The 5026-nt window shown below is 72.2% G+C and carries 3 protein-coding genes; 1 reads left to right on the top strand and 2 read right to left on the bottom strand.

From position 1 onward, the window contains the following. Positions 1 to 94: 94 nt before the first annotated feature. A complete protein-coding gene (locus tag DZF91_RS28325) occupies positions 95 to 934 on the bottom strand; it encodes an ABC transporter permease (RefSeq protein WP_117360179.1) in 840 nt (279 codons plus the stop codon). Next, complete coding sequence (locus DZF91_RS28320) at positions 931 to 1809, bottom strand: ABC transporter permease (protein WP_235834629.1); 879 nt, start codon at positions 1807 to 1809, stop codon at positions 931 to 933. The genes DZF91_RS28325 and DZF91_RS28320 overlap by 4 nt, the downstream gene beginning before the upstream one ends. Positions 1810 to 2767: 958 nt before the next feature. On the opposite strand from DZF91_RS28320, the gene DZF91_RS28315 reads away from it, so the two are divergent. After that, a partial coding sequence (locus DZF91_RS28315; RefSeq protein WP_199486952.1) for a sensor histidine kinase occupies positions 2768 to 5026 on the top strand: 2259 nt, incomplete at its 3' end.

Genomic DNA, 5026 nt, shown 5'->3' with positions numbered 1-5026 from the left:
GGGGGGACGTGATCGGGGGGCGGGAGGCGGGGCGGGCGGACCGGAGGGGGAGGGAACGGCCCGGACCCCCGCCTCTCGGGGGTGACGCGGTGGCTCAGATCTCGACGCGGCGGGCGGCCAGGTGCCAGGCCAGCGCGCGCCGCTCGACGGCGGTGAGCACCGTGTTGAGGACGTAGCCGAGGATGCCGAGCAGGACCACGATCGCCCACACCGTGGGCAGGTCGGTGCGGCTCTGCGCGTCGGTCAGCTGGAAGCCGAGGCCGTTCTCGGTGCCGGGCAACAGCTCCGAGAAGACCATCAGGATCAGCGACAGCGACAGCGACAGCCGCAGGCCCGCGAAGATCTTCGGCAGCGCCGACGGGAGGATCAGCCTGCGCAGCCGGGCCATCGGGGACAGCCGGAACACCCGGGCCGACTCGACCTGCAGCGGGTCCACCGCGCGGGCGCCGTCGGCGGTGTTGATGAGCACGGGCCACACGGCGCTGAACACGATCGAGGTGATCTGCATCGACGAGCCGATGTGCATCAGGACCATGAACAGCGGGACGATCGCGGGCGGCGGGATCGCGCGGGCGAACTGGAACACCGGGTCCACGTAGGCGTACACCCGCTCGGAGCGTCCGAGCAGCATTCCGAGCAGCACACCGGTGATCGCCGACAGCGCGAACGCGACGGCCATCCGGCCGAGGCTCGGGAAGATGTTCCCGGTGGCCGTCTTGGTGAGGAAGAACCGGTCGGCCCCGGCGGAGAACCACAGCTGGTGCATCCGCCCGACGATCTCGGACGGCGGGGGGAAGAAGGTGTCGTGCGCGGCGCGCGCGCCCCATTCCCAGGCGCCGACCGCGAGGGCGAACACGAGCCAGCGGTCGAGGACCGCGCGCAGCGCCCGCCAGGCGAGGCCGCGGCGGCGGCGTCCGGTTGCGATGGCGGTCATGACCGGCCCTCCCGGAAGTGCCAGCGGAACAGGCGCCGCTCGCCCGCGACGAGCAGGACGTTCACGACGAGGCCGAGGCACCCGGCCCAGACCGTCCCGGCGAGGACGTCCTTGGTGCCGCCCAACGCGATCGCCGCGTTGCCGATGAAGTTGCCGAGCCCCTCGCCGAACCCGGACAGCACCTCGGTGCCGACCGCGAGGATCAGGGCGATGGCGGCGGCCAGCCGGACGCCGGTGTAGATGAAGGGCGCGGCGGCGGGCAGCACCGCGCGCCGGAGCACCGCGAACGGGCCGAACCCGAACGCGCGCAGCGTCTCCTTGGCGAGCGGGTCCACGTCGCGCAGCCCGTAGAGGGTGTTGAACAGGAGCGGCCACATGGCGGCGTAGACGATCAGCGTGACCTTCATCTCCAGGCCCGCGCCGAGGATCAGCCCGACCAGGGGGATCAGCGCCACCGAGGGGATCGGCCGGAGGAACTCGACGATCGCGCGGGCCGCCGTGTTCGCGATCGGCACGCTGCCGAGCAGCAGGCCCAGCGGGACGGCGATGACGATCGCGAGCAGCATTCCGAGGCCCCACGCCTCCAGCGTCGCCTTCAGCTGGACGAAGACGAAGTCGTGGTCTCCGGCGAGTTCGAAGGCGCGCGAGAGGACCTTGGAAGCCGGCGGGAAATTGTCCTCGCTGGTGAGATGCGCGCGCCCGAGAGCCTCCAGCGCGCCCACCGTGACAAGGACTCCGACGAGTCCGCGGAAGACCTTGCCGCGGCGCGTCATCCCGCGGTTTCCACGGGAGCGGGTGCGGCGGCGGGCCGCGGGAGCGGGTGCGGGGGCGGCGGGGGCGGTGTCGGCCGAGGAGAGATCCGAGGCGGCCGTCATCGGTCCGCCGTCCTCGCCGAGACGGCCTCCGTGGGCGGTCCGGCTACGTGTCGGACCAGTTCAGCGGCGGTGCAGATGCCCGCACTGCTGGTCTCGGGGCCGGTTCCGGCGTCATCACGCCTCGACCGATTCATCGCGTTCCTTCGGTAACTCGGAGGGGCGGCGTGCGGTGCGACCAAAGGGAGGTGGGCACCGGCGCCGTGCATCGACCAGGAGGGTTCTACTTGATCGACAGCGGTCGGACCATATCGCAAACCGGTCTGTATCGCCGCAATCTTCCTCTTCTCGCCGGAAGTGATCGAACAATTGTTCGAACTGTGCCTTCCGGGATGTCCGCAAGGTGTGCGGGAATGCGTCCGAAAGCCGTAAGGGACAGGGTTTGCGGGGGCGTGCATTGGGGGGTGCGGGCGGTCGGTGGAGGGGCGGGACGGGGGTGTCATTCTACGCGGAGTAACGGTGTCGGGGCGCTCGGTATGGTCTTGTTCGGGGCCTTTGTCGGGGGACATTGAGGTAGAAACCGGACATAGTGCGCACGTTTCCCGAGGTCAGAGCACGAAGATCACCAAGTCGTCCTTCTCTTTGCGGTGATTCCCCTAATGTGCTGCAATGTCGGGCGCAGCGGAGGGCGTCCTGCGGTGGCGCGCGTCAAATGCGCCCGGTCCCTCGGTCTCGTCCGCCACGCGGCGCCAAGACCCCGGCGTCCGCGGAGGGACGGCCGTGAACGGCACAGTTAGTGAGAGGGTGTAAACGCCAAGTGCGCAATCGAGCGGGCGACCCGGCGACGGAGGCCCGGCCGGACGATGGTCCCCGGGCCGGTGGCTCCCGAGCCGTGCCCGGTGAGCGACCCGTCAACGGGGCCGACTCGGGGGCGGCTACTGAGAGCCAGGCCGGCGCCGCGGGCGTCCCGGCTCCCTCGGCCCCCCGTAGCGGTGGAAGGCTCCGGCCGTCGAACTGGCGCGTGCCGGTCCGCCTGGTCGCCCTGATCCTCATCCCGACCGCGGTCGCGGTCGTCCTGGGTGGACTGCGGGTCGCCGGCGCCGACCAGGACGCCAGGGACTACGCCAAGGTCGAGCGGATGGCCAACCTGGGCGGCAGCGTCACCAACCTGGCCCACGAGCTGGGCGCCGAGCGCGACCTCTCGGTCGGCTACATCGCCGCCGGACGGCCCGCCGCGGACAAGGCGACGATCAGCCAGCAGTACGCCAAGGTCGACCGGATCGCCGCCCAGGTGCGCAAGAACGTCGACAAGGTCGTGTCGGCCGACGGCGACCTCGAGGTCCGCGCCCTGGTCACCCGCCTCGACGGGCTCGCCGCGCTGCGCCAGCTGACGTCGGCGCGCGTCCCCGCCGACACGGTGACCACCAAGTACAGCGAGATGCTCGGCGAGGTCATCGGCTACCTCGACGGCATCGCCACGGCGACCAACGACGCCGGGCTCACCACCGACACCCGCGCGCTCGCCGCCCTGAGCCGCGCCGCCGAGCAGGCGTCCCTGCAGCGCGCGATCCTGCTCACCGGCCTCGGCACCGGCCGCCTCAACACCGACGGCCTGCGGAGCCTCCTCGACGCCCGCGCCCAGATGGACGGCGACCTGGCCACCTTCCGCACCGCGGCCCACCTGTCCCAGCGGCAGCTCTACGACGACACCGTCATCGGCCCGGACGTCGACCGCGCCGCCGAGTACCGCGAGCGCGCGCTCACCGAGAGCCTGCGCGGCTCCAAGCTGCGGCTGATCCGCGGCGGCGGCGACAGCGCGGCGTGGCGCAAGGCCATGACCAGCACCGTCGACAAGATGTACATCGTCCAGCGCACCATGGTGGACGACATCATCGCCACCGCCGGGAAGCGCAAGAGCGACGCGCAGCAGTCGGTGATGGAGCAGGGCGCGGTCGTCGCCGGCGTCATCGTCCTGGTCCTGATCTTCACCCTCGGCGTCGCCCGCTCGCTGGTCCGCCCGCTGCGCCGCCTGAAGGACGGCGCGCTGGAGATCGCCGGCACCCGGCTGCCCGGCCTGGTCGACCGGCTCCGCGACCCGGAGGCCGCCGCCCAGGGCATCGAGGTCGAACCGATCAACGTCAGCTCCACCGACGAGATCGGCCAGGTGGCCCGGGCGTTCGACGAGGTCCACCGGGAGGCGGTCCGGCTGGCGGCCGACGAGGCCGTCCTGCGAGGCAACATCAACGCGATGTTCGTCAACCTGTCGCGGCGCAGCCAGACCCTCATCGAGCGCCAGCTGCAGCTCATCGAGGAGCTGGAGCAGAGCGAGCGCGACGAGGAGCAGCTGGCGAACCTGTTCCGCCTGGACCACCTCGCCACCCGCATGCGCCGCAACAACGAGAACCTGCTGGTCCTCGGCGGCCAGGACCAGGCCCGCCGGTGGAACCAGCCGGTCCCCTTCATCGACGTCGTCCGCGCCTCGCTGTCGGAGGTCGAGCAGTACGAGCGCGTCGAGGTCCGGGTGCACGGCGACATGACCGTCGCCGGCCCCGTCGTCAACGACCTCGTCCACCTGCTCGCCGAGCTGGTCGAGAACGCCACCGTCTTCTCCGACGGCCGCACCCGGGTCACCGTCTCCGGCCAGCGGCTGAGCGGCGGCGGCGCGATGCTGCAGATCACCGACAACGGCGTGGGCATGACGCCCGAGGAGCTCGAGCAGGCCAACTGGCGCCTGGCGAACCCGCCCGTCATCGACTTCTCCGCGGCGCGCCGCATGGGCCTGTTCGTGGTCGGCCGCCTCGCCATCCGGCACGGCATCCGGGTGGAGCTGCGCAGCGCGCAGGGCGGCGGCCTCACCGCGTTCGTCATGCTGCCCGACCACGTCGTCAGCCCCGTCGACAACGCTTCCGTCGGCACCCGCGGCGGCAGCGCCGCCCAGCTCGAGGGCGCGCCCGCCCCGGCGCTCGCCGCGCCGACCGCGACGCTCGTCGAGGACCGTCCCGGCGCCGGCTACGACGACCCGAACGCATCGCGTCCGGGCGGCGGCGACCCGCGCTTCGGCGACAACGGCACCCGCTTCGACGGACGGCCCGGAAACCTGCGCCGCGGCGACACCGGCCCGATGCCCGCGTTCGACGACCAGTACGACCAGCCCGACGCCGCCGGCTACGGCGCCGACGACCGCGCCGACACCCGCATGGACGGGTACGGCGACGGCCCCGCCGCCCGCCCGGCCGCGCCGCGCGCCGACCAGGACGACCCGGGCCGCAGCACCTCCACT

The sequence above is a fragment of the Actinomadura logoneensis genome, from assembly GCF_003428695.1.
Taxonomy (GTDB): Bacteria; Actinomycetota; Actinomycetes; order Streptosporangiales; family Streptosporangiaceae; genus Spirillospora; species Spirillospora logoneensis.
This window is presented reverse-complemented; position numbering and strand designations above follow the sequence as displayed.